Source organism: Streptomyces ferrugineus, assembly GCF_015160855.1.
Taxonomy (GTDB): Bacteria; Actinomycetota; Actinomycetes; order Streptomycetales; family Streptomycetaceae; genus Streptomyces; species Streptomyces ferrugineus.
Genome location: NZ_CP063373.1, coordinates 9,259,708 through 9,279,827 on the forward strand (window position 1 = coordinate 9,259,708; position 20,120 = coordinate 9,279,827).

Consider the following 20,120-nt stretch of genomic DNA (forward strand, 5'->3'; position numbering starts at 1 on the left):
CACGTTCGGGTTCCATGGTGCTCCCTCGCGTCGTCGGGTTCCGCTTCCCCGGCGTCCAGGTCCGGTCGTACAGGTCGGACACGTCGTACACGTACTCTCGAGTCTCTCCGGCCACGCGCAGTGCGGACGTCACCGTGGCGTCACAGACTCGTTCCAGGACCTTGTGCCACGTCACAGCGTTCTCATGCCTGGCACCAAGATCGATGGCGTGACGAGGGAGGAGTGCGGGCATGCGGACTGACATGCACGTACAGCAGGGCCGGCCGCAGCCGGGGCCGGAGATCTGGATCCGCGGGCCGGTGGCCCTCCCGGAGGAACCGCCGCCCTCCCCCGCCGCCGCCACGCCCCGGCGCTTCTCCTGGGTCGGTGTGCACGGCGGCGCGGGAGTCACCACTCTCGCCTCGGTCTACGGCGGCCACGACTGCGGACGCGCCTGGCCCGGCCCCGCCGATCCGCCGTCGGTGCTGCTCGTGGCCCGCACCCATGCGACCGGGCTGGCCGCGGCGCTGGGCGCCCTCGAGGTCTTCCGGCGCGGGGAGGCTCCGCACGGCCTCGATCTCGACGCGGTCGTCCTGGTCGCGGACGCGCCGGGCCGCCTGCCGCGGCCGCTCGCCGAGCAGGCCAGGGTCATCGAGTCGGTGGTCGATGTGTACCGGGTGCCGTGGGTGCCGGCTTGGCGACTCGGTGATCTGAGCGGCCGGCCGCCGAAGGAGGCGGCGGCGTTGGCACGGCTGACCGGGCGCGCTCGCTGAGGTCGGCGGTGGTGCGGGTGCCGCGTCTGCAACGCCGCGAGGAAACCCGCCTTCCCGGACAATCACCCCATGACGACGACACCCGACGCCACCGCCCCCTCGGCCGAGGAAATCGCCACAGCCGTACGCTCGCAGTCCCTCCGCGCGGTCGACGTCATCGCTGAGGCCCTCGACCGGATCGAGCGAACGGACCCGACCCTCTGCGCGTTCATCGAGGTGTGGGCCGACGAGGCACTTCGCCGGGCCGCCGACGTGGACGCTCGGGTCGGCGCCGGTGAGCGGCTGCCGCTGGCGGGCGTGCCGATCGGCGTCAAGGGACGGCGGGGGCTGCGGACGGCGGGACCGCTGATCGCGGCGGGATGTGTGCCGGTGGGGGCGACGTCCGTCCCGGGGCCGGGAACCGTCTGGCAGACGTGGGGACTTGGCCGGCACGGCCGTACCGTCAACCCCTGGCGCCACGACCGTACGCCGGGCGGCTCCTCGGCCGGTTCCGCGGCGGCCGTGGCGGCGGGGCTGGTGCCGCTGGCGACCGGGTACGACGGGGCCGGGTCGGTCCGCATTCCCGCGGCGTGGTGCGGGGTCGTCGGGCTGAAGGTCAGCAATGGGCTCTGGCCGTCGACCGACCGCAGCGGGCTCATGGCGCCGGGCGTGCTCGCGCGGTGCGTGGGGGATGCGGCGGCGTACTGGCGGGTGATGTCGGGGGATGGGACCCGACCCGGGACGGCGGCCTCCGGCACGGGCGCGAACGGCGAACCCGCCAAGCCCACCGAGCCCGCCAGACCTGCCGGACCCACCGGACCCACCGGACCCACCGGACCCACCGGACCCACCGGACCCACCGGACCCACCGGACCCACCGAGCCCACCGAGCCCACCGGACGGTACGACACCCCGAGCGCCGTATGGTCCCCCGACCTCGGCTTCGACTCCCCCGACCCGGACGTCGTGGCCGTCGCCCACGCCGCCGCCGTGCGGCTCGCCGAGGCCGGCGCGATCAGGGCCGTGCGTCCGCGCACCCCGTTCCGCCTCGACGACCCGGCCCCGGCCTGGCTCGCCCTGCGGGCGGCTCCGGGCGCGGAGCCCACCCCAGACGTCCAGCACATCCGCGCCGCGAACGACGGCCGCCTGGCCGCCCTCTTCGCCGATGCCCAACTGCTCCTGACGCCGACCGCCCCCACCCCACCGCACGGCCACGACGGGCCCGGCGAGCGCTACTCCACCGCGCTGACCTGGGCGTTCAACCTGAGTGGGCATCCGGCGATCAGCATCCCGGCGGGGTTCGGGCCGGACGGCTGCCCGGTGGGGCTCCAGTTGGTGGCGGCCCACGGCGCGGAGTCGCTGCTGCTCAGGGCAGCCGGTGTGGCGGAGCGGAATATCGGGTCCTGTACTCGCGGTTAGGTGCCGTACACCGACCGATACGGCCCGCGACGTGACGGCCGACCTTCTGGGGGACCCATGACCCGCCGCTTCCTGTTCGTCCTCGGCAGCAGCCGCCCCGACGGCAACACCGAACTGCTCGCGCGCAGGGCCGCCGAGCAGCTGCCCTCAGACGTCGAACAGCAGTGGATCGACCTGGCCGCGCATCCGCTGCCCGACTTCGAGGACCTGCGGCACGACAGTGACCACACCCGCCCGACGCGGGGGAACGTGGCGCTGCTGCTCGACGCCACCCTCGCGGCCACGGACGTCGTGATCGTCTCGCCGCTGTACTGGTACTCGGTGTCCGCCCACGTCAAGCGCTACCTCGACTACTGGTCGGGCTGGCTGCGCACCCCCGGCGTCGACTTCAAGGCGACCATGGCCGGGCGCACCCTGTGGGGCGTGACCGCGCTCGCGCACGAGGAGCGGGAGGTCGCCGACCCGCTGGTCGGGACGCTCAGCAACTCCGCCGCGTACCTGCGCATGCGCTTCGGCGGGGTGCTGCTGGGCAACGGCAGCAAGCCCGGCGATGTGCTCGGCGACGCCGCGGCGCTGGCCCGGGCGAAGACGTTCTTCGCGCAGGAGGCGCCGCTCGCACGCTTCCCGTACGAGACCGACTAGGCGGTGATGTCCTTCGCCGTGAACCTCGCCCAGGCCGCCGAGCCGAACACCGCCGCGTACAGGCCCTGGATGCCGAGGTTCTTGATCAGGTCGTCCCAGTAGACGGGGTCGCGCATCAGGTCGGCGAAGGACAGCCAGTAGTGGGAGAAGAAGTACGGCTGCAGCGCGTGGAGCTGGGGGATCTGGTCGAGGATCTGGACGGTGATCAGCAGGCCCACCGTCGTCGCCATCGCCGCGATGCCGCTGTTGGTCAGCGTCGAGACGAACAGGCCCAGCGCCGCCACGCCTATCAGTGACAAGGCGACGACCAGGGCGATCAGCAGGGCTCTGCCCAGCCCCTCCGCGAAGCTGATCCGGGTGCCGGAGATCGTCGTCAGGTCACCGAGCGGGAAGAGCAGCGCCCCGACCGTGAACGCCGAGACCGCGACCACGAGGGTCGCCACCACGCAGAAGGCCATCGTGGTCGCGTACTTGGTGAGCAGCAGACGGGTGCGTCCGGCGGGCGCGACGAGGAGATAGCGCAGGGTGCCCGCGTTCGCCTCGCCGGCTATCGCGTCGCCGGCGATGACGCCGATCGCCATCGGCAGGAAGAACGGGAGCGTCGCGGCCAGCGCGGTGAAGACCAGGAACAGACCGTTGTTGGTGATCTGCGAGATGAACGCCGGGCCGCCGCCCTGCGGGCCACCGCCCCCGGAGCCGTCACCGGTCTCGATCTTCACGGCGATCCCGACCAGGATCGGCACGGCGGCGAGGACGGCGAGCAGCGCGAGGGTGCGCCAGCGCCGGAATGTGGTGAGCAGTTCGCTGCGGAAGAGCCCGAGGGTCCACAAGGGGCTGGCCTTCCGAGGCCCTTCGAGCGCACCGCCCTGCTGGATGTCGAGCGCGCCGCCCTGCTGGACGACTTCAGCCTGCGACATCGAATCCCTCCCCGGTGAGTGCCACGAACGCGTCCTCCAGGGAGGCCCGTTCGACCCCGAAGCCCCGGACCCGGACCCCGGCCCTCACCAACGCCGCGTTGACGTCGGCGAGATCACGCTCCGGAGGTTCGGCGGTCACCCGGTCGTCGATGATGACGACGTCACCGGCACCCTGCTCCTTCAGCACCCGGGCCGCGTCCGCGGTGTCGGGCGTGGTCACGAAGAGCCGGCCGCGGACCCCGGCGGCCAGCTCCGCCACCGCGCCCTGGGTGATCAGCCGCCCCTGGGCCATCACCGCCGCGTGCGTGCAGACCTGCTCGATCTCGTCGAGGAGGTGGGAGGAGAGGAAAACGGTGGTGCCGTCGGAGGCCAGTTCCCGGATCAGCGAACGGATCTCGCGCATGCCCTGCGGGTCGAGGCCGTTGGTCGGCTCGTCGAGGACGAGGAGCCTGCGCGGCTGGAGCAGGGCGGCCGCGAGCCCCAGCCGCTGCTTCATGCCGAGCGAGTACGCCTTGGCCTTCTTGCCCGCGGCGGCCGTCAGGCCCACCCGGTCCAGCGCGGCCGCGACGCGGGTGCGCCGGGTGCGTGGATCGGCGGTCGGGTCGGCGGCGTCGTAGCGCAGGAGGTTGTCGCGGCCGGAGAGGAAGCCGTACAGGGCGGGCCCCTCGATGAGCGCGCCCACGTGCGGCAGCACGGTGCGCACGGCCCGCGGCATGGGCCGGCCGAGCACATGCGCGGTACCCGAGGTGGGCTCGATCAGCCCCATCAGCATGCGGATGGTGGTGGTCTTGCCCGAGCCGTTGGGCCCGAGGAACCCGAAGACGCTGCCCGCCGGGACGGCCAGATCGAGACCGTCCACAGCGAGCTGCCCGCCGCGGTAGCGCTTGGTCAGCCCGTGGGTGGCGATGACCGTGTCACCCTCGCCCGTCGGGCCCGACGGGCCGTGCGGGTGGGTGTGCGGGGCCGCGCCGGCCCGGCTGGACCGGGCCTGACCGGATCCGGCATCCGAATCGGCGTGCGCGGCCTCGGCGGTCTCCCCGGCGGGCGGTTCCTCCATCGGCGCCTCGGGCTCCTCGGTTCGTGGTGCGGGTACGGCGGTTGGCTGCGGGTTACTTCCCGGAGCCGGCCGCCTTCACGAGCGCGTCCTTGTCGACCGCGCCCACATAGACCTTGCCGTCGTCCGTGACCAGGGCGTTGATCAGTCGGGTCTTGAAGACCGTGCCCGAACCGAACTTACCGGTGACCTTGTCGCCCAGGGAGTCCAGGAAGCCGCCCATGTCACCGCCGACCTCGGAGCCGGACGGGATGCCCTCGCCGCCGGTGTCGAAGACGGCCACGGAGTTCCAGCCCTCGCCTATGACCTCGGGACCACCCTGGCCAGCCTTGCCCTCGGACTTCGGGCCGCCGAACTCCTTCTCGAGTTCCTTGCGGAACTCGTCCTCGGACTTCGCGGAGCCGTGCTTCTGGGCCTCAGCCTCCAGCTCGCCCTCCTCGGTGACCTTCGCGCCCTTGGGCGGGGTGAAGTCGAAGGTGGAGGCGTCCGGCTTGGCGAAGCTCACCTGGGTGAAGCCGGCGTCGATCACGGCCGCGCCACCGCTGGACGGGGTCAGCGTGAACTTCAGCGGCATACCGGTCTTGGCGTCCACGGCCACGGTGATCGCACCGACCGTGGTCCCGGACTGCTTCGGCTTGATCAGCAGCCGGTAGGCGTCGCGGCCCGCGACCTGCGCGGTGCCGTCGACGGTGACGGACGTGGTGTCGTCGACCGCCTTGAGGGCCTCCTCGGTGAACTCCTTGGGAGTGGCGGGAACCTCGTCGGTCTTCCCCTTCTCCTTCTGCCCCTGTGCCTCGTCGGCGGTGCCGTGGAAGACCTCGTTCGACTTGCTGTCGTAGCCCCAGACGTCCTTGCCGTTGTGGATGAGGCTGTACTCGGAGGCGTTCTCCAGCAGGGAGAGCTTCTGCTTGTCCTCGCCGTCGACGGCCACGCGCAGCGTGTGCGTGCCGGACGCCAGCTCGGTCAGCTTGGCCGAGGGGTCGGCCGACGAACCGTCACCCGATCCCGACGGCAGGGCGCCGGAGGTGAGGCTGGACTCCAGCCCGCCGAGGTCGGGCAGGCCCAGATCGGTGGTGACCTTGAAGGTGCCGGAGAGCTGCTGCACATCCGACTTGGCGATCTTCTCGATGAGTTGCTGCGCGGTGATGTCCGGCAGGTCCGGGTCGCCGGAGTCGGCGATCGCCGGGACGAGCCCGATCGTCGCCGCCGCGACTCCCACGACCGCGACCGGAACGACGTACCGCGCGGCCTTGCGCCGCCCCGCGCGCAGGTCGTCGACCTCCGCGGCGGTCGTACTGTCGTCGGATTCGTACGGTGCCATGTGTGCCTTACCTCCGTCGTCGGCGGCGGCCGTCCGTCTCGTTCCTCGCCCGCGAGTCCTATCGACCCCGCACCAGCCCACCCCTGAGCCGCCATTCTCACCCGAATCGGTGAGGAGTGGTGTTTTCCGTGGTTTCCATCTGACCAAATCGGCCGGAGAGATGCGTCAACCTTCGGAGCCAACTCCGCGTACACCTGCGGTATGACACAAGGAGGCGGCGCCTCCCCCGACCCGTAGGGGTTGGTGGGGAAGACGCCGCTGTGCGTGCGTGCCGGCGACCGGATCAGCCGTTGAGGAACACGTAGTCGGCCTGGTACGGCACGCCGACGATCGCGCCCGGCGTGCAGGAGCCGCTCGGGGCCACGCCGCCGACGGTGTTCAGCCGCAGGATCTCGGCGGTGTCGGCCAGCAGGCCGTGGTGCCTGCCGGACTGAGTGGCCTTCAGGTCCAGCTCGGGGATGTTCTTGTCGCCGTTCGGGGTCCTGGAGACGACGGCCCCGGTCACCGCGCTGCCGTCCCGCGCGATCCACTGCGGCGTACCCGAGTTGGGCGCGACGAAGGAGTGCGCGATACGGCCGCCCAGTACGGCGCTGACGTCGCGCTGGGCGAAGGCGTACCCGCCGCCCTCGGCCGGCTTGCACTCGTAGATCTGCTTGCCCTTGATGACGGACGCCTGGAAGTTGTCGAGCGCGTCCCGGAAGTCGAACCCGGCGACGGTGACCTTGTGGAGCTGACCGCGGACGGCGCCGCCCGGGAACTCGGCCGTGTGCAGGTTGGCGTAGAACGAATTCGGTTCGGTCTTCAGGGCGTTGAGGAGGGCGGGGTCCTTCACCTTGACGGTGCCGGTGAGGCTGTGGCCGTTGCCTTTGCTCTTGTTCTTGCTCTTGCTCTTGCTCTTGCTCTTGTCGAGGAGGCCGCCGAAGTCGACCTTGATGCCGCCGTTGGTGCCCTTGGCGCCCTGGTGGATGTGGAGGGCGGTCGGCTTGCCGGTGCCGCGCCAGGTGACGGCGACGGACACCTTGTCGCCCTTGACCTTCACGAACTGCAGAGCGGCTCCGTCCTCGTCCCCGACGGCAGGCCCGCCCTCGACGGGAACCTCGTTGGCCCCGCGCAGGCCGGCGGCCAGGATCGTGCCCCCGGTGCCGCCCTCGGCGGTAGCGCTCTGGCTCACGATCCCCTGCGTGTCGCCTCCGGCGTGGCCCGCGTGGTCGGCGCGGCTGCCTCCGGCGGCGAAGGCGGGAATCACCGTGGCGGCGACACCGCCGGCGGCGGCCACCGCGACGGCGGTGACGATCAGGCTCTTATGGCGCTTCGAGAACGTCGTCTTCATACCCATGATTCTGTTTTCTCCCCGTAATGCGGCTGACGCCCCCTGCGTCAGCTTCTGGGCATGGGTACGGAGACGATCTCAGTTTGGACTCAGTCCAACTTTGTGACGTGCGCCACTATGCCGACCGCGTTCGCGGCCGGGCCGACGGGGGCGAAAAGCCCTAGCCGGCCCGATGCACCACCGCGTCGCACAGCTCCATCAACGCGGCCTTGGCATCGACATCCGGCAACGGCGCCAGCGCGGCCCGCGCGTCCTCGGCATACCGCACCGTGTCCCGCCGAGCCTGCTCCAACGCGGGGTGCGCCCGCAGCGCGGCCAGTGCCTCCGCGTGTCGCGCGTCGTCGTTCAGATCGGAGTCCAGCAGCTCGCACAGCGCGATGTCCTCCGCCAGCCCCAGCCGCTCGGCCCGCTCCCGCAGCCGCAGCACGGGCAGCGTCGGAATGCCCTCACGAAGATCCGTCCCCGGCGTCTTCCCGGACTCGTGGGAGTCGCTCGCGATGTCCAGTACGTCGTCCGCGAGCTGGAAGGCGACCCCCAGCCGCTCCCCGTACTGGGTCAGCACATCGACCACCGTCTCGTCGGCGCCCGACATCATCGCCCCGAAGCGGCACGACACCGCCACCAGCGACCCGGTCTTCCCGCTCAGCACATCCAGGTAGTGCTCGACCGGGTCCCGGCCGTCCTGCGGCCCCGCGGTCTCCAGGATCTGCCCGGTGACCAGCCGCTCGAACGCCTCGGCCTGCACCCGCACCGCCTCGGGCCCGAGGTCGGCCAGGGTGTGCGAGGCCCGGGCGAACAGGAAGTCGCCGGTCAGTACGGCGACCGAGTTGCCCCAGCGGGTGTTCGCGCTGTCGACCCCGCGCCGTACGGCCGCCTCGTCCATCACGTCGTCGTGGTACAGCGTCGCCAGATGGGTGAGCTCGACCACCACCGCCGAGGGCACGACACCCGGCGCATACGGGTCGCCGAACTGCGCGGTGAGCATCACGAGCAACGGCCTGAAGCGCTTTCCACCCGCCCGCACCAGATGCTGGGCGGCCTCGGTGATGAAGGGGACCTCACTCTTGGTGGCTTCGAGCAATCCCTCCTCGACAGCCGCCAATCCGGCCTGGACATCGGCTTCCAGAGCCTGGTCCCGCACGCTCAGCCCGAACGGCCCGACGACGGTCACGAGGGGTCTCCTGTCTGCTGGTGTCTACTGGCGGTTACACGGTTTGTCGATAGGTCGCTGCCATCACTCAAGTCAGCGTATCCGGTCACGTTTCGATCACCGATGCCGCCCACCCGTCCACCACAGGCGGTATCGGATCACGGCCGGTATTTTTTTGATCACCTGATAAGGCCGGATAAGCATCGACTTATAGGGAAGTAGCGGTCCGTATCCCGAACCGAAGTCGATGGTGAAGCCGGGAGCGGGCCCACTCCTGGCGACGACTGGGGGCGCTCCTCGTCCCCCTTCTCGTCCCTCGGCATGCAGCCATCCTGGTGCTCTGTTTCGCCGACACGGTGGCCCACGGCGGTATGGGCATGTCGGTCGGACCTGATCGCCTGCGGCCACTACGCCATGGCGGTGCCGGCCGCCGCCATGACCCGGGCAGGCCTCGGCCTGATCAGCGCCGGCACCGGCCTCCTCAAGCCCAACGTCGCCACCTTGGTCGGCAAGCTCTACCGCACGGACGACGACCGCCGCGACACCGGCTTCGCGCTCTACTGCATGGCGATCAACATCGGCGTCTTCGCCGGGCGCCGTCATCCGGCCGGACGGAAGCATGCCGCCCCCTTCGCGCCGGCCCCGGACTCCCGCACCCTCGAAGGACCCCCGTCGCGCCGGACGACCCGCCTGATCGTCACGGGCCTCGCCGCCACCGCCGCCGTCGTCGCACTGTGGGCCCACATGGGGCACCGCCGACCTCGGGGCACTCCTCCGACGCCCCCCTCATGCCCGTCTGGTGGATCGTGGGTTCCCACCCGCTGCTCGGCCTCGGCGACGCCCTCCTGGAGGCCTCCGGCATATCGGCCACGCCCGGGCTCGCCGTGATGGCCGCGGCGCCCTGGCCGCGCCGCACGACGCACCAGGTGCACTGACCGGACGGGGATCCCGCTCATGCGCATCCGTACGTCCTTCCCCTACGAGACGACTCACCACGACCTGCGGCGCGTCCCGCCCCGTACGGGACCCGCCTCGTCGAGGCGATCGTCACCCTCTGCTCCACGGACGATCACCATGACAACGACGTGCACTACAGGGGAGGTTCCGTCCTCGTAGTCGACACTCAGGGGCGCGAACACCGGCGGGAGGAGGACGCACACTCGGTGCGCCTGGAGTGCGAAGTGGGTGAGGAGACCTCGGTGTTGACCCTGGCCGCCTTCGAGGAAGCGGAGCAGCCGGCGCCGCTCGGCGTGAACTCCCCCATCACTCATCTACATGGAGGGCGAAGAGGTCGTTTTCCTCCGGACACGGGAAAAACGGACTCCACGGACAGCCGATTAAAGGCGAGTTGGAGGCATTGCCCGATTTGCCATTCTTGTGATCGCCAGTGAATTGGGTCACTCACGCCTGCCCGAGGGGTCAGCCGGACGCACCCCCTTCCACCCTTGCGTCGAACGCGAGTTGAGACTTGGCAACCGCAAAGGATCAAGCGCTCCATTCCCCTCAGACCATGGTCAATCCGCACGTCAGGCAGCCATGGCACTTGTTCCGGGCATATGCTCTCGCATACGTTCCCGCTCGTCGGGCGGACGCCGAATCCTGCCGCCGCCCGAGTCATCCATCGACGCAACTCACACACGCACGGCAGGAGCGGGGGACCCAGGTAAGTCGCCGGACCGGACGCCTTGATGGCGCACCGAACCGGCTAGGGGTGAAGTCGCACCGTCGCACGGCGGCGCGGCCGGGCATCTCCCGCCCGAACCCGACAGCTCACCTCGCAGGCGACGGAGAGGAACAGCGCCATGCCCCGAGGCAAGCACCGCCGCCCCCGCACCAACCCGCTCACCCGCCGCGTCGCCATCGCCGGAACCGGCACCGCCGCCCTCGCCCTCCCGCTCCTGAGCGCGACCGGCGCGGGCGCCGCAGAGCCCACCGCGGCCAAGCCCGGCTCCGTCACGTACACCACGAAGAAGGGCGACACGCTCTACGGCATCGCGGACCGCTACGACGCCCGGGGCGGCTGGAAGCAGCTCTACAAGGACAACCGCAAGGTCATCGGCGACGACCCGCGGCTGATCCACCCGGGCATGGACCTGAAGGTCCGCGCGACGAAGAAGGCGTCCGCACCGAGCAAGGCGTCCGCGCCCGCCAAGCAGTCCGGCGTCGCCAAGGCCACTCAGTCCTCCGTGAAGTCGTACCCGAACAACCTCGACGGCTGGATCCGCAACGCGCTGGACATCATGCAGCAGAACGGAATTCCCGGGTCGTACGAGGGCATTCACCGCAACATCCTCCGCGAGTCCTCCGGCAACCCGCTGGCCATCAACAACTGGGACTCCAACGCCGTGGCGGGCACCCCGTCCAAGGGCCTCCTCCAGGTCATCGACCCCACCTTCGCCAGCTACCACGTGCCGGGAACGGTGTACGACCCCTTCGACCCGGTCGCGAACATCGTGGCCGCGTGCAACTACGCGGCCGCGCGTTACGGCTCGATCGACAACGTGAACGGCCCGTACTAGGCCCTCACCGGACCTATCGCCCCAGGTCGCCCCTATGGGGCGAAATCGACCAATCTGCCCGCGAAGAGCCTCTCGAGGACGACGGCGATGCCGTCGTCCTCGTTCGAGAGGGTGATCTCGTCGGCGATCGCCTTGAGTTCGGGATGCGCGTTGGCCATCGCGACACCGCGGGCCGCCCAGTCGAACATGGGGATGTCGTTGGGCATGTCACCGAAGGCGACGGTGTCGCGCGGACCGAGACCGAGATGCTCGGCGGCGAGCGCGAGACCGGTGGCCTTGGTGATGCCGCATGGCTGGAGTTCGACGGTGCCGGGCCCCGACATGGTGACCGTCGCCAGGGAGCCGACCACCGAACGCGCCGTCGCCGCCAACTCGTCGTCGGACAGGCTGGGATGGCGCAGCAGCACCTTGCTGATCGGCTCGCACCACAGGTCGTCCCGGTGCATCACGCGCACGGCGGGCAGGGTGGGGTGCGGCATCAGATACCCGGGTTCGATGAGCGTCAGCCCGTCGACGCCGTCCTGGTCGACGGCCGCGTACACCTGCCCCACCTCGGCCTCGATCTTGCCGAGCGCGGTCTCCGCCAGCTCCCGGTCCAGCGTCACGGACCACAGCAGACGGTCCGCGCCGGCGTCGTACAACTGCGCGCCCTGTCCGCACACCGCGAGCCCCCTGCTGCCCAGGACGTCGAGCAACGGCCGCACTCTGGGCGCCGGCCTGCCGGTCACGACGAGGTGCTGGGCACCGGCCACCGCCACCCTTGCGAGCGCTTCGAGGGTCCGATCGGAGAGCGTGTCGTCACCGCGGAGCAACGTCCCGTCCAGGTCAGTGGCGATGAGTGAATATGCGATGGGTGCTGCCATGATCAGAGAATACGGACAGGACGCCCCAACGACTCGACCTGAACCGGACGGCTGCTGTGTTCACATCTGTTGACACCTGTTCCGGTTCCGCTTCTGTCTCCACGCGTACAACTTCCTTTCGTTTGTTGCGATTTCACCTCAGCGAAGGCGTGGCGGGCTCCCCGAGGGCGATGTCACGGCCACCGATGCGCCCAAAGCCACGCCGACCTGCTGATTCACCGGGCTCGGCGACGCGGGCGCCGCACTGCCCAAGACCGGCGGCTCACCCGTAACGTGTGGCCCGACCACATGGCATACGGAGCGGATGAGAGTGAGGCAGTACCCCATGCCCCCCTTCGATCTCCCCGAGGGCGACCCCTTCGGCACGCACAACCTTCCGTACGGCGTCTTCTCCCTGCCCGGCTCGGACTCCGCGCGACGGGTCGGCGTCCGGCTCGGCGACCACGTCCTCGACGCGGGCAAAGCGGCCTACGCGCTCGGCTCGCCGTACGCCCCGCTGCTCGCCCAGGGCTCCCTGAACCCCCTGCTCGCGGCCGGCCGCACCACCTGGTCGGACGTACGGCGCGCGCTGACGGCCTGGGTGACGGTCCCGGCACACCAGGAGGCCGTCCAGGACCTCCTCCATCCCCTCTCCTCCGTGACCCTGCACCTCCCCTTCGAGGTCGCGGACTACGTCGACTTCTACGCCTCCGAGAACCACGCCCGGAACGTCGGCCAGATCTTCCGCCCCGACGCCGCGGACTCCCTGACCCCCAACTGGAAACACCTGCCCATCGGTTACCACGGCCGCTCCGGCACGGTCGTGGTGTCCGGCACCGACGTCGTGCGGCCCTCGGGCCAGCGCAAGGCCCCCACCGATCCGGCGCCGGTCTTCGGCCCGTCGGTCCGCCTGGACATCGAGGCCGAGGTCGGCTTCGTGGTCGGCACTCCGTCGCGGATGGGCAGGCCGGTGGCGCTCGGCGACTACCGGGAGCACGTCTTCGGCCTGTGCCTGCTCAACGACTGGTCGGCACGCGACATCCAGGCCTGGGAGTACGTCCCCCTCGGCCCCTTCCTGGGCAAGTCCTTCACCACGTCGGTGTCGGCGTGGATCACCCCGCTGGACGCGCTGGAGGAGGCGCGGGTGGCACCGCCGGAGCGCACCCACCCCCTGCTGCCCTACCTGGACGACTCCGGCTCCGAGACCGAGCCCGGCGGCTACGACCTGCGTATCTCGGTGGCCGTCAACGGCCATGTGATCGCCGAGCCGCCCTTCTCCACCATGTACTGGACCGCCGCCCAGCAGCTCGCCCATATGACCGTGAACGGCGCCTCCCTGCGCACCGGCGACCTGTACGGCTCCGGCACGGTCAGCGGCCCCACGGAACGCGAGCGCGGCTCGCTGCTGGAGCTGACCTGGAACGGTCGGGACCCTCTCGAACTCCCCGACGGCAAGCGGACGTTCCTGGAGGACGGCGACGTGGTGACGCTGTCCGCCTGGGCACCGGGGCCCGGTGGGGTCCGGGTGGGGCTGGGGGACGTCACGGGGCGGATCGTGTCGGGGTGAGACCGGGGCCGCCGGGGCCAACGCGCCGCTGCTGCCCGGTGGTTCGCGGTGTGGTGCGCGTGCAGGGCGCTTCGGCTGTCGTCTGGGAAGACGGCCGTGACGGGGTATTCGGCGAGTCCTTCCCCCTGACTCCTGAGGCGGTCACCGTCATACTGGCTGGCGGTGGGAGGCGAGCCGGGATCGGCGTTCGCGGCCCGCTGCCCCGCACCGCCACTCCCGCACCTCCCCCGTCCAGGATCCGGAGACCTCGGCATGACCGTCTGCATGCTCCTGCTGAGCATCGTCGCCCTGACGGCCGCCCTGCCCGTCCCCCGGGCGCTGACCCGGGCCGCCTGGCCGGAACGGGAACCCGTGGTGGCGCTCTGGGTGTGGCAGTGCCTGGTCGCCACCGTCCTGCTGTGCTGCCTGACGGCCCTGGCCCTGGGCACCGCCGCCGCCTTCGGCACGGTCCGCGCCCAGCTGTTCGCCCCGGCGCCGCCGCCGGTGACGGAGGCGTACGACCTCTCGGCCACACCGGCCTGGGCGGCCGCCCTCACCCTGCTGCTGGCCTGCGGTGCCGCCTGGACGACCGCGATGCTGGCCCGCGAGCTGGTCGAGGCCCGTCGGCGACGCGGCCAGGCCAGGGCCCACCTGCGCGAACGCGCCCCCGACCTGCCCGCCGGGCTGGGCTCGGCGCGCGGGCCGCTGCTGGTGCTGGAGGACGAGTACCCGGACGCCTGGTGGATGCCCGGCAACCCGCCCCAGCTGATCGTCACCACGGGCGCCCTGCACCGTCTGACCGACCACCAGCTCGACGCCGTCCTCACCCACGAGCGCGGCCACGCCCGCGCCCGCCACGACTGGCTGCTGCACCTGTCCACCGCGCTCGCCACCGGCTTCCCCCGCATCCCGTTGTTCGCCCACTTCTGCGACCAGACCCACCGCCTGGTCGAACTCGCCGCCGACGACACGGCGTCCCGCCGCTGCGGTCATCTGACGACGGCCCTGGCCCTGATCGAGCTCAACCAGCACCGTGGCGTGCTGTCCTGCGCCTCCACCCACCGCCTCCTGGGCGAACGCGTCAACCGCCTGCTCCAGCCGCCCCCGCGCCTGGGCCGCCGCCATCGGGCGTTGACGACGACGCTGGCCGCACTGGTGCCGCTGCTGCCGCTGCTGATCACGTTCGCGCCCGGGCTGACGGCGCTGGCGTGACCGTCGCCCGCGAGCGCCGGACGGGCTGAGACGAGCCCACCGGCGCTCGGCTGCTCCCTGTGCCTAGGCCCAGTCCTCCGGCTCCGGCTCGATGTCGGGCCAGTCGTCGTCCCCGTGATCGGCCGCGGGTGCCGTGCCGTCCGCAGCGCCGGTGTCCGCGCGCATCGAGGCCAGCACTTCGAGCACGCCCTCGCCATATGTGGCCAGCTTCTTCTCGCCGACCCCGCTGACGCCCCCGAGCTCCCGCACGGAGGTGGGCCACACCGTCACGATCTCCCGCAAGGTCGCGTCGTGGAAGATCACATATGCCGGAACGCCCTGCTCCCGGGCCTGCTCGGCACGCCAGGCCCGCAGTGCCTCGAAGGCCGGCGCCAGCTCCTCCGGCAGTTCGGCCACCGCGGCCTTCGCCTTGCGCTCCCCGCGTCCGGACCCCGTCGACCCCGACCGCGAGGTCGCCGGCTTCTTCGGCTCCTTGCGCAGCGGCACCTCCCGCTCCCGCCGCAGCACCGTCCCGCTGGCCTCGGTCAGCACGAGCGTCCCGTACTCCCCCTCGACCGCGAGCAGGCCCTGCGCCAGCAGCTGCCGGACGACGCCGCGCCATTCGCCTTCGTTCAGCTCCTCGCCGATGCCGAACACGGACAGCTGGTCGTGGTCGAACTGGATCACCTTGCCGGTGCGCTTGCCCAGCAGGATGTCGACGATCTGCAGCGCGCCGAACTTCTGCCCCCGCTCGCGCTGCAGCCGCACCACGGTCGACAGCACCTTCTGCGCCGCGATCGTGCCGTCCCAGGTCTCCGGCGGCGTCAGGCAGGTGTCGCAGTTGCCGCAGCCCACCGGATCGGGGTCCTGGCCGAAGTAGGCGAGCAGCTGGCCGCGTCGGCACTGGGCCGTCTCGCACAGCGCCAGCATCGCGTCCAGGTGTGAGGCGGCCCGGCGCCGGAACGCCTCGTCGCCCTCGCCCGACTGGATCAGCTTGCGCTGCTGTATGACGTCGTTGAGGCCGTAGGCCATCCAGGCCGTGGAGGGCAGGCCGTCACGTCCCGCACGCCCCGTCTCCTGGTAGTAGCCCTCGACGGACTTGGGCAGGTCGAGGTGGGCGACGAACCGCACGTCCGGCTTGTCGATGCCCATCCCGAATGCGATGGTCGCCACCACGACCAGGCCCTCCTCCCGCAGGAACCGGGACTGGTGCGCAGCGCGCGTGCCCGCGTCCAGCCCGGCGTGGTAGGGCACCGCCTCGATGCCGTTGCGGGTCAGGAACTCGGCCGTGGCCTCCACCGACTTGCGGGACAGGCAGTACACGATGCCCGCGTCGCCGGTGTGCTCCTCCCGCAGGAAGCTCAGGAGCTGCTTCTTCGGGTCCGCCTTCGGCACGATCCGGTACTGGATGTTGGGGCGGTCGAAGCTCGCCACGAAGTGCCGGGCCGTCGGCATGTTCAGCCGCTGGGTGATCTCCTGGTGCGTCGCCCGCGTGGCCGTCGCCGTGAGCGCGATCCGCGGGACGTCCGGCCAGCGCTCACCGAGCAGCGACAGGGCCAGATAGTCGGGGCGGAAGTCGTGGCCCCACTGGGACACGCAGTGCGCCTCGTCGATCGCGAACACCGCGATCTTGCCGCGCGACAGCAGATCCAGCGTGGAGTCGAGCCGCAGTCGCTCGGGGGCGAGGTAGAGCAGGTCGAGCTCGCCCGCGAGGAACTCCGCCTCCACCACCCGGCGCTCGTCGAAGTCCTGCGTGGAGTTGACGAACCCGGCGCGCACGCCCAGCGCCCGCAGCGCGTCCACCTGGTCCTGCATCAGCGCGATGAGCGGGGAGACGACCACTCCCGTACCGGGTCTGACCAGGGACGGAATCTGATAGCAGAGGGACTTGCCACCGCCGGTCGGCATGAGCACGACGGCGTCGCCGCCCGCCACCACATGCTCGATGACGGCTTCCTGCTCCCCGCGGAAGGCCTCGTACCCGAAGACCCGATGCAGCGCGGCCAGCGCCTCGCCACCGCCCGCCGGCGCCACCTCGGTCACCCTTGGCATCTCCCTGATCCCACCCGTCGCACCCATCGCATGTCCCCCGTACGTCGTCCCTCGACCACTGCCTCCACGATAGGGGCCGGGACCGACAGCGCCGGAGTTATCCACAGGCTCACCTCCCGCGCAGGGCAGCGGCCTGGCTTCTCTCGGAGAGAAGCCAGGCCGCTGCCAGCCGGGAGTGCCGCGTCAGCGTACGAACACTCCCGCCTGGTTCGCCAGATCCAGGAAGTACTGCGGCGCCACACCCAGCACCAGCGTGACCGCCACACCGGCCCCGATCGCCGTCATCGTCAGCGGCGACGGCACCGCGACCGTCGGCCCCTCCGGCTTCGGCTCGCTGAAGAACATCAGGACGATGACGCGGATGTAGAAGAACGCCGCGATCGCGGACGAGATCACACCGACCACGACCAGCGGTCCCGCCCCGCCCTCCGCAGCCGCCTTGAACACGGCGAACTTCCCGGCGAAGCCGGAGGTCAGCGGGATGCCGGCGAAGGCCAGCAGGAACACCGCGAACACCGCCGCGACCAGCGGCGAGCGGCGGCCCAGGCCGGCCCACTTCGACAGGTGGGTCGCCTCGCCGCCGGCGTCTCGCACCAGCGTCACCACCGCGAACGCCCCGATCGTCACGAACGAGTACGCGGCCAGGTAGAAGAGGACGGACGACACCCCGTCCGGCGTGGTCGCGATGACACCCGCGAGGATGAAGCCGGCGTGCGCGATCGACGAGTACGCCAGCAGCCGCTTGATGTCGGTCTGTGTGATCGCGACGATGGCGCCGCCCAGCATGGTCACGATCGCCACGCCCCACATGACCGGCCGCCAGTCCCAGCGCAGGCCGGGCAGCACCACGTACAGAACGCGCAGCAGCGCACCGAACGCGGCCACCTTCGTCGCCGCCGCCATGAACCCGGTCAGCGGCGTCGGCGCGCCCTGGTAGACGTCCGGCGTCCACATGTGGAACGGCACCGCGCCCACCTTGAACAGCAGGCCCATCACGATCATGGCGGCGCCGATGAGCAGCAGCGCGTCGTTGCCCATCGTGTCCGCGAGCGCCGGCGTGATCTCCGGCACCGTGCCGTCGACGACCTGCGCGATCGTCGCGTAGGAGACGGAGCCCGCGTAGCCGTAGAGCAGCGCGATGCCGAACAGTGTGAACGCGGAGGCGAAGGCGCCCAGCAGGAAGTACTTGACCGCGGCCTCCTGCGACATGAGCCGCTTGCGGCGGGCCAGCGCGCACATCAGGTACAGCGGGAGCGAGAACACCTCCAGGGCGATGAACAGCGTCAGCAGGTCGTTGGCCGCCGGGAAGACCAGCATGCCCGCGACGGCGAACATCAGCAGCGGGAACACCTCGGTGGTGGTGAACCCGGCCTTCACCGCGGCCTTCTCGCTGTCGCTGCCCGGCACGGAGGCGGCCTGCGCGGCGAAGGAGTCGACCCGATTACCGTGCGCCGCCGGATCGAGCCGCCGCTCGGCGAACGTGAACAGGCCGACCAGTGCGGCCAGCAGGATCGTGCCCTGGAGGAACAGGGCCGGTCCGTCGACGGCGATCGCGCCCATCGCCGCGATGCCCGACTTCGTCGTGGCGTATCCGTTGGCCGACAGCGCCACGACCGCGGCGAAGGCCGCGACGAGCGCCACGGCGGCGACGAACACCTGCGTGTAGTAACGCGCCTTGCGCGGCAGCACCGCCTCGATCAGCACCCCGACGACCGCCGCGCCGACGACGATCAGGGTGGGCGAGAGCTGGGCGTACTCGATCTTCGGCGTGTCGATCTTCGAGATCGGGTCGGCCGCGGTTGTCCACAGGCTGTGGACGGCTGTTGCGCTCACTTGGCCGCCTCCACCTCGGGCTGGGGATCCTTCTTCTGTACGTCGGACATGGTCTGCTCGACCGCCGGGTTGACGATGTCCGTGACGGGCTTCGGGTAGACGCCCAGGAAGATCAGCAGTACGACCAGCGGGGCGACGACCACGAGTTCGCGCACCCTGAGGTCGGGCATCGCGGAGACCTCCGGCTTCACCGGGCCCGTCATCGTCCGCTGGTAGAGGACGAGGGTGTAGAGCGCGGCGAGCACGATGCCGAAGGTGGCGATGATCCCGACCACCGGGTAGCGCGTGAACGTGCCGACCAGGACGAGGAACTCACTGACGAAGGGCGCCAGGCCCGGCAGCGACAGGGTCGCCAGGCCGCCGATCAGGAAGGTGCCGGCGAGCACCGGGGCGACCTTCTGCACACCGCCGTAGTCGGCGATGAGCCGCGAGCCGCGCCGCGAGATCAGGAAGCCGGCCACCAGCATCAACGCGGCGGTGGAGATGCCGTGGTTGACCATGTACAGCGTCGCGCCGGACTGGCCCTGGCTGGTCATCGCGAAGATGCCCATGATGATGAAGCCGAAGTGCGAGATCGACGCGTAGGCGATCAGGCGCTTCATGTCCCGCTGGCCGACCGCGAGCAGCGCCCCGTAGACGATGCTGATCAACGCCAGGACGAGGATCGCGGGCGTCGCCCACTTGCTGGCCTCCGGGAAGAGCTGGAGGCAGAAGCGGAGCATCGCGAAGGTGCCCACCTTGTCGACGACCGCGGTGATCAGGACGGCGACCGGAGCGGTGGCCTCCTGCATCGCGTTGGGCAGCCAGGTGTGCAGCGGCCACAGCGGCGCCTTCACCGCGAAGGCGAAGAAGAAGCCGAGGAACAGCCAGCGCTCGGTGTTGGTCGCCATGTCCAGCGAGCCGTTGGCACGCGCCTCGGCGATCTCCGTGAGGGAGAAGTTCCCGGCGACCACATAGAGGCCGATCACCGCGGCCAGCATGATCAGACCGCCGACCAGGTTGTAGAGCAGGAACTTCACCGCGGCGTACGACCGTTGCGTCGACGCCACCTTCTCGCCGTGCTCGTGGGCACGGTCCCCGAAGCCGCCGATGAGGAAGTACATCGGGATGAGCATGGCTTCGAAGAAGATGTAGAAGAGGAAGACGTCGGTGGCCTCGAAGGAGAGGATCACCATCGCCTCGACGGCCAGGATCAGGGCGAAGAAGCCCTGCGTGGGCCGCCAGCGCCTGCTTCCGGTCTCCAGCGGGTCGGCGTCGTGCCAGCCCGCGAGGACGATGAACGGAATCAGCAGCGCCGTCAGCGCGATCAGGGCGACCGCGATGCCGTCCACGCCGAGTTCGTAGCGGACTCCGAAGTCCGCGATCCAGGCGTGGGATTCGGTGAGCTGGTAGCGGTCGCCGTCCGGGTCGAAGCGGACCAGGACGGTGATCGCGAGGGCGAGTGTGCCGAGCGAGACGAGCAGCGCCAGCCATTTGGCGACGGTGCGCCGCGCGGCCGGTACGGCGGCCGTGGCGATCGCCCCGATCGCCGGGAGCACCGCCGTGGCTGTCAGCAGAGGAAAGGACATCGGTA

Annotated in this window: 16 protein-coding genes, 1 pseudogene and 1 riboswitch; of the genes and pseudogenes, 8 read left to right on the forward strand and 9 right to left on the reverse strand. The window is 70.7% G+C overall.

The window, feature by feature from the left end; all coding sequences use genetic code 11:
* Window positions 1–230 precede the first annotated feature (230 nt).
* From IM697_RS41090 to IM697_RS41100, 3 genes are all read left to right on the forward strand, one after another.
* Window positions 231–752, forward strand: a complete 522-nt coding sequence (locus IM697_RS41090; RefSeq protein ID WP_194042111.1) for a DUF6668 family protein — start codon at window positions 231–233, stop codon at window positions 750–752.
* Between the two features lie 69 nt (window positions 753–821).
* A complete protein-coding gene (locus IM697_RS41095) occupies window positions 822–2,150 on the forward strand; it encodes an amidase (RefSeq protein WP_194042113.1) in 1,329 nt (442 codons plus the stop codon).
* A 57-nt stretch (window positions 2,151–2,207) separates the two neighbouring features.
* A complete protein-coding gene (locus IM697_RS41100) occupies window positions 2,208–2,792 on the forward strand; it encodes a flavodoxin family protein (RefSeq protein ID WP_194042115.1) in 585 nt (194 codons plus the stop codon).
* Here IM697_RS41100 and IM697_RS41105 read toward each other — a convergent pair.
* The 5 genes from IM697_RS41105 to IM697_RS41125 form a co-directional block, all read right to left on the reverse strand.
* Window positions 2,789–3,709 (reverse strand): ABC transporter permease, encoded by a 921-nt coding sequence (locus IM697_RS41105; protein WP_194042117.1) that lies wholly within the window; start codon window positions 3,707–3,709, stop codon window positions 2,789–2,791. The genes IM697_RS41100 and IM697_RS41105 overlap by 4 nt on opposite strands.
* Window positions 3,696–4,766, reverse strand: a complete 1,071-nt coding sequence (locus tag IM697_RS41110; protein WP_194042119.1) for an ABC transporter ATP-binding protein — start codon at window positions 4,764–4,766, stop codon at window positions 3,696–3,698. Before IM697_RS41110 ends, IM697_RS41105 begins: the two co-directional genes overlap by 14 nt.
* A gap of 52 nt (window positions 4,767–4,818) precedes the next feature.
* Entirely contained in the window at window positions 4,819–6,084 is a 1,266-nt protein-coding gene (locus tag IM697_RS41115) for a LolA family protein (RefSeq protein ID WP_194042121.1), read from the reverse strand.
* A 283-nt stretch (window positions 6,085–6,367) separates the two neighbouring features.
* On the reverse strand, window positions 6,368–7,414 hold the full coding sequence (locus IM697_RS41120) for a CHRD domain-containing protein (RefSeq protein WP_228044372.1): 1,047 nt from the start codon (window positions 7,412–7,414) through the stop codon (window positions 6,368–6,370).
* Window positions 7,415–7,574: 160 nt separating this feature from the next.
* Window positions 7,575–8,585, reverse strand: coding sequence for a polyprenyl synthetase family protein (locus tag IM697_RS41125; protein WP_194042125.1), 1,011 nt, complete (start codon window positions 8,583–8,585; stop codon window positions 7,575–7,577).
* A gap of 285 nt (window positions 8,586–8,870) precedes the next feature.
* Between IM697_RS41125 and IM697_RS46060 the strand changes: the two are divergent.
* From IM697_RS46060 to IM697_RS41135, 3 genes and pseudogenes are all read left to right on the forward strand, one after another.
* Window positions 8,871–9,311: pseudogene (locus IM697_RS46060) on the forward strand (POT-type proton-dependent oligopeptide transporter); the annotation flags it as partial.
* A 41-nt stretch (window positions 9,312–9,352) separates the two neighbouring features.
* Complete coding sequence (locus IM697_RS45275) at window positions 9,353–9,499, forward strand: hypothetical protein (protein ID WP_228045179.1); 147 nt, start codon at window positions 9,353–9,355, stop codon at window positions 9,497–9,499.
* Window positions 9,500–10,176: 677 nt separating this feature from the next.
* Window positions 10,177–10,361: riboswitch (cyclic di-AMP (ydaO/yuaA leader) on the forward strand.
* Window positions 10,362–10,366: 5 nt separating this feature from the next.
* On the forward strand, window positions 10,367–11,083 hold the full coding sequence (locus tag IM697_RS41135; RefSeq protein ID WP_194042127.1) for a transglycosylase SLT domain-containing protein: 717 nt from the start codon (window positions 10,367–10,369) through the stop codon (window positions 11,081–11,083).
* Window positions 11,084–11,115: 32 nt separating this feature from the next.
* Here the strand turns inward: IM697_RS41135 and IM697_RS41140 are convergent, their stop codons facing one another.
* Window positions 11,116–11,946, reverse strand: a complete 831-nt coding sequence (locus IM697_RS41140; protein WP_194042129.1) for an HAD family hydrolase — start codon at window positions 11,944–11,946, stop codon at window positions 11,116–11,118.
* Window positions 11,947–12,271: 325 nt separating this feature from the next.
* On the opposite strand from IM697_RS41140, the gene fahA reads away from it, so the two are divergent.
* Both fahA and IM697_RS41150 read left to right on the forward strand, forming a co-directional pair.
* Window positions 12,272–13,492 carry a fumarylacetoacetase gene (gene fahA / locus IM697_RS41145; RefSeq protein ID WP_194042131.1) on the forward strand — a complete coding sequence of 407 codons (1,221 nt, stop codon included), beginning with the start codon at window positions 12,272–12,274 and terminating at the stop codon, window positions 13,490–13,492.
* Between the two features lie 252 nt (window positions 13,493–13,744).
* Window positions 13,745–14,683: a M56 family metallopeptidase gene (locus IM697_RS41150; protein WP_194042134.1), complete on the forward strand. Its 939-nt coding sequence runs from the start codon at window positions 13,745–13,747 to the stop codon at window positions 14,681–14,683.
* Between the two features lie 63 nt (window positions 14,684–14,746).
* On the opposite strand, the gene recQ is transcribed toward IM697_RS41150, so the two are convergent.
* The 3 genes from recQ to IM697_RS41165 all read right to left on the reverse strand — a co-directional run bounded on the left by recQ (window position 14,747) and on the right by IM697_RS41165 (window position 20,115).
* Entirely contained in the window at window positions 14,747–16,741 is a 1,995-nt protein-coding gene (gene recQ / locus IM697_RS41155; RefSeq protein ID WP_194042135.1) for a DNA helicase RecQ, read from the reverse strand.
* 156 nt (window positions 16,742–16,897) lie between these two features.
* Window positions 16,898–18,547: an NADH-quinone oxidoreductase subunit NuoN gene (gene nuoN, locus IM697_RS41160; RefSeq protein WP_194042137.1), complete on the reverse strand. Its 1,650-nt coding sequence runs from the start codon at window positions 18,545–18,547 to the stop codon at window positions 16,898–16,900.
* Window positions 18,544–20,115 carry an NADH-quinone oxidoreductase subunit M gene (locus IM697_RS41165; RefSeq protein ID WP_194042139.1) on the reverse strand — a complete coding sequence of 524 codons (1,572 nt, stop codon included), beginning with the start codon at window positions 20,113–20,115 and terminating at the stop codon, window positions 18,544–18,546. The genes nuoN and IM697_RS41165 overlap by 4 nt, the downstream gene beginning before the upstream one ends.
* Window positions 20,116–20,120: the final 5 nt, after the last annotated feature.

What these genes read in the sequence shown, in the direction of transcription:
- IM697_RS41090 (WP_194042111.1), top strand. Translation starts at nt 231, where the DNA reads ATGCGGACTGACATGCACGTACAGCAGGGCCGGCCGCAGCCGGGGCCG.
- IM697_RS41095 (WP_194042113.1), top strand. Translation starts at nt 822, where the DNA reads ATGACGACGACACCCGACGCCACCGCCCCCTCGGCCGAGGAAATCGCC.
- IM697_RS41100 (WP_194042115.1), top strand. Translation starts at nt 2,208, where the DNA reads ATGACCCGCCGCTTCCTGTTCGTCCTCGGCAGCAGCCGCCCCGACGGC.
- IM697_RS41105 (WP_194042117.1), bottom strand. Translation starts at nt 3,709, where the DNA reads ATGTCGCAGGCTGAAGTCGTCCAGCAGGGCGGCGCGCTCGACATCCAG.
- IM697_RS41110 (WP_194042119.1), bottom strand. Translation starts at nt 4,766, where the DNA reads ATGGAGGAACCGCCCGCCGGGGAGACCGCCGAGGCCGCGCACGCCGAT.
- IM697_RS41115 (WP_194042121.1), bottom strand. Translation starts at nt 6,084, where the DNA reads ATGGCACCGTACGAATCCGACGACAGTACGACCGCCGCGGAGGTCGAC.
- IM697_RS41120 (WP_228044372.1), bottom strand. Translation starts at nt 7,414, where the DNA reads ATGAAGACGACGTTCTCGAAGCGCCATAAGAGCCTGATCGTCACCGCC.
- IM697_RS45275 (WP_228045179.1), top strand. Translation starts at nt 9,353, where the DNA reads ATGCCCGTCTGGTGGATCGTGGGTTCCCACCCGCTGCTCGGCCTCGGC.
- IM697_RS41135 (WP_194042127.1), top strand. Translation starts at nt 10,367, where the DNA reads ATGCCCCGAGGCAAGCACCGCCGCCCCCGCACCAACCCGCTCACCCGC.
- IM697_RS41140 (WP_194042129.1), bottom strand. Translation starts at nt 11,946, where the DNA reads ATGGCAGCACCCATCGCATATTCACTCATCGCCACTGACCTGGACGGG.
- fahA (WP_194042131.1), top strand. Translation starts at nt 12,272, where the DNA reads ATGCCCCCCTTCGATCTCCCCGAGGGCGACCCCTTCGGCACGCACAAC.
- IM697_RS41150 (WP_194042134.1), top strand. Translation starts at nt 13,745, where the DNA reads ATGACCGTCTGCATGCTCCTGCTGAGCATCGTCGCCCTGACGGCCGCC.
- recQ (WP_194042135.1), bottom strand. Translation starts at nt 16,741, where the DNA reads ATGGGTGCGACGGGTGGGATCAGGGAGATGCCAAGGGTGACCGAGGTG.
- IM697_RS41165 (WP_194042139.1), bottom strand. Translation starts at nt 20,115, where the DNA reads ATGTCCTTTCCTCTGCTGACAGCCACGGCGGTGCTCCCGGCGATCGGG.